1 protein-coding gene is annotated in these 244 nt (G+C 41.8%); it reads right to left on the reverse strand.

Annotation, left to right across the window (positions count from 1 at the left end; genetic code table 11):
* Positions 1-123 precede the first annotated feature (123 nt).
* A partial coding sequence (locus BCT81_RS29880; protein WP_241908282.1) for a fumarate hydratase C-terminal domain-containing protein occupies positions 124-244 on the reverse strand: 121 nt, incomplete at its 5' end.

Here is a 244-nt window from a genome sequence, read left to right on the forward strand (position 1 = left end):
CTATATCATTGATAATAAGACAAAAGTGCAGATAATGCTGCACTTTTGTCTTTAACTTTCTGTCAAAACTTGCAATTCAAACGCTGAGGTCAGCATCAATTACGACTTTTTGACTTCGGTTGATTAAGCTTTTTCAGCTTCGGCAATTTTCACTTTCCACGTGTCAGGGCCGATCTGGTGAGCGTTTGCGCCCGTTGAGTCAACCGCAACCGTTACTGGCATGTCTTCAACTTCAAACTCGTAA

This window comes from Vibrio sp. 10N.261.52.A1, assembly GCF_002876325.1.
GTDB classification, from domain to species: Bacteria; Pseudomonadota; Gammaproteobacteria; order Enterobacterales; family Vibrionaceae; genus Vibrio; species Vibrio chagasii.